Origin of the sequence: uncultured Anaerococcus sp., from assembly GCF_963510915.1 — a bacterium.
GTDB lineage: Bacteria > Bacillota > Clostridia > Tissierellales > Peptoniphilaceae > Anaerococcus.
Map to the genome: position 1 here is coordinate 1 of NZ_CAUPHG010000155.1, position 2,668 is coordinate 2,668.

A 2,668-nucleotide genomic window follows, 5' to 3' on the forward strand; every position below is an offset into this window, starting at 1 on the left:
TGAAGAAAATAAGGAGTTTGTCTTTTTAGCTTTACGGATTCTCCTTTATAAAATTTAAAGTCAGTAAAATTGTGGTTTTTATTATAAACAAATTCTATAGTATCTGGATCATTTCCAGTTAAAAATGCATCAGTATTATCAAGGTTATAATAATTATCATAAACCCATTGGGCTTTTTTATCTTTCTTTGCTGCTTCTTCAACATTTTTAATCAAGTCTTCTTTAACGTCTGACTTCTTTTTTGGTTTTACATCATATTCAAAATCTAAGAAATTTTTTCTTTTAAAGGTATCACTTGCGAGAGATTTTAAATCTTCAATTATTTTTACACTTTCTTCATCTATAAAGCCTTTTATATTTATATCATCACCGTTGGAACAGGATGATAGGCTTATTAGAGATAAAAGTATTATTAATAGTTTTTTCATAGTAATATTTTACTAGAAATAAATTTTGCTTCAATAAGTCAAAACTTTAAAAAATTATATTTTGGAATATAATAAGCGAGTAATGTTTCTTGGCACCCATTACTAAAAAAAATCAAGGAGAAAAAAATGAAAGAAAAATTTATTAGTTTAGATGATACTAATTATTTAGTAAAATCTGCAGGTGTAGCAGCACTCTATGCTGTTTTGACACTTTTATTGCCAGTTGCTTCCTACGGACCAATTCAATTTAGGTTTAGTGAGATATTGGTTCTCTTAGTTTTTTATAATAAGAGATTTATACCAGGACTTGTTTTAGGATGCGCTATAGCAAATTTATTTAGTCCAATGATGTTATTCGACGTTGTATTTGGAACTATTTCATCATATATTGCTTTCATATTAATGAAAAAGACTAAAAATTTATACATCGCATCAATTTTCCCAGTTTTATTAGTTTCAGTACCTGCTATTGGTACTTGGATATATCTTGCTAGTGATGAAGTATTTTTAGTACTTTTAATGCAATTTATGTTAAGTGAATTCGTAATGGTTTCGATTATCGGTGTAATGTTATTTAAGATTCTTGAAAAAAATGAAGGATTTATGTCATATATATATAATTTTTAACTTAAAAACTCCTATAGCCTAAGGCTAAGGAGTTTTTTTATCCTAAATTTTATTTAGTTTATCAATAATCTTTTCTATCTCATCAATTTTGTTTTTTATATCGACTTCATTTTTTAGCTTGAGACTATCATATACACAGTGTTCCAGATGTGCTCTGAGAACCTCTTTATTTATGTTTTTAAGGATTGAAATAGACGCCATTATTTGGTTAGATATGTCAATACAATACCTGTCGTCTTCTATCATCTTAATTACACCATCAATTTGTCCGCTTACGGTTTTGAGTTTTCTAATAGTCTTATCTTTATTAGCCTTCATTTATAAATTTTTAAGCCCCTTAAATTCGTAACCAGCTTCTGTTATAGCATCTCCAATTGATTTTTCATCGATTGAGCCTTCATATGATATTTCAGCATTTTTATCACCAAGGTTTACTATGACTTCACTTACGCCCTTAATGTCTTCTAGGGCATTTTTAACGTGCTTTGCACAATTGTTACAGCTCATACCATCAACATTTACTATCATTTTTTTAACTTCGTTCATTTCATTCTCCTTTAAATTTTCATTTTCATAATTAGCTTCATTTGAATAAGATTCTGCCTTTGACTTAAATCCTCTAAGTCTAAGTGAGTTTAAGCAAACAAATACAGATGAGAAACTCATTGCAAAGGCTGCAAACATAGGATTTAAGGTTAGACCAAATTTAGGATATAAGAGCCCTGCCGCAAGGGGTATAAGGATTATATTATAAAAGAAAGCCCAAAATAAGTTTTCTTTTATTGTTTTAATTGTTGCCCTTGATAAGTCGATAGATTTCACCAAGTCTAGTAAACTATTCTTAACTAGAACTACGTCGGCTGAATCAATAGCAACATCTGATCCTTTGCCTATGGCAATACCAATATTTGCTCTTGCAAGTGCAGGAGCATCGTTTATACCATCTCCAACCATAGCAACTTTTTTACCTTCTGTCTGGAGGGTTTTTACAACTTTATCCTTGTCTTGGGGAAGGACTTCTGCAAATTTTTTATTAATATCTAGACTCTTCCTAATGGATTCTGCTGTAATTTCGTTATCACCAGTAACCATTGTGATTTCAAAACCTTCTTTTTTAAGGATGTCTATAGCGAATCTTGAAGATTTTCTTGCCATATCCTTGGCAGCTATTAGACCAATGACTTCCTTATCATTTGCAAAATACATTGAGGTTTTGCCATCGATTGAGAGTTTCTCATTTAAATCCTTATAATTCCCAATTTTTATTTTATTTTCTTCCATAAGTCTAAGATTACCCGCATAGTAAAGAACATTATCAATTCTTCCCTTAATACCTCTGCCAATAATAGATTCAAAGTCATCTACTGAAGAGATTTTAGTATTTTTTTCCTTCGCATAGGTATTTATTGCATCAGATAGGGGATGTTCTGATAAATTTTCTAATGATGCTGCGATTTCAAGAAAAGACCCTTCATCCATCTTTGTGATTAAATCGGTAACTATTGGTCTTCCTTCTGTAATTGTACCTGTCTTATCAAGTAAAATTGTGTCAACCTTATTAAGATTTTCCAAACTTTCAGCATTTTTAAATAAGAGTCCTAGTTCGGCATATT

The 2,668-nt window shown here is 30.2% G+C and carries 3 protein-coding genes and 1 pseudogene; 1 reads left to right on the top strand and 3 read right to left on the bottom strand.

Annotated features, from left to right (window positions below; all coding sequences use genetic code 11):
* Positions 1–428 (bottom strand): annotated as a pseudogene (locus tag RQ893_RS09020) (hypothetical protein); the annotation flags it as partial.
* Positions 429–554: 126 nt separating this feature from the next.
* Here RQ893_RS09020 and RQ893_RS09025 point away from each other — a divergent pair.
* Positions 555–1,055, top strand: coding sequence for a QueT transporter family protein (locus RQ893_RS09025; protein WP_311482673.1), 501 nt, complete (start codon positions 555–557; stop codon positions 1,053–1,055).
* 42 nt (positions 1,056–1,097) lie between these two features.
* Here RQ893_RS09025 and RQ893_RS09030 read toward each other — a convergent pair whose 3' ends face one another.
* Together RQ893_RS09030 and RQ893_RS09035 are read right to left on the bottom strand one after the other, a co-directional pair.
* Complete coding sequence (locus tag RQ893_RS09030) at positions 1,098–1,373, bottom strand: metal-sensing transcriptional repressor (RefSeq protein ID WP_311482674.1); 276 nt, start codon at positions 1,371–1,373, stop codon at positions 1,098–1,100.
* A partial coding sequence (locus RQ893_RS09035; RefSeq protein ID WP_311482675.1) for a heavy metal translocating P-type ATPase occupies positions 1,374–2,668 on the bottom strand: 1,295 nt, incomplete at its 5' end.

Excerpts from the sequence above, each read along its gene's own strand:
- RQ893_RS09030 (WP_311482674.1), bottom strand. The coding sequence starts at position 1,373 with ATGAAGGCTAATAAAGATAAGACTATTAGAAAACTCAAAACCGTAAGC.
- RQ893_RS09025 (WP_311482673.1), top strand. The coding sequence starts at position 555 with ATGAAAGAAAAATTTATTAGTTTAGATGATACTAATTATTTAGTAAAA.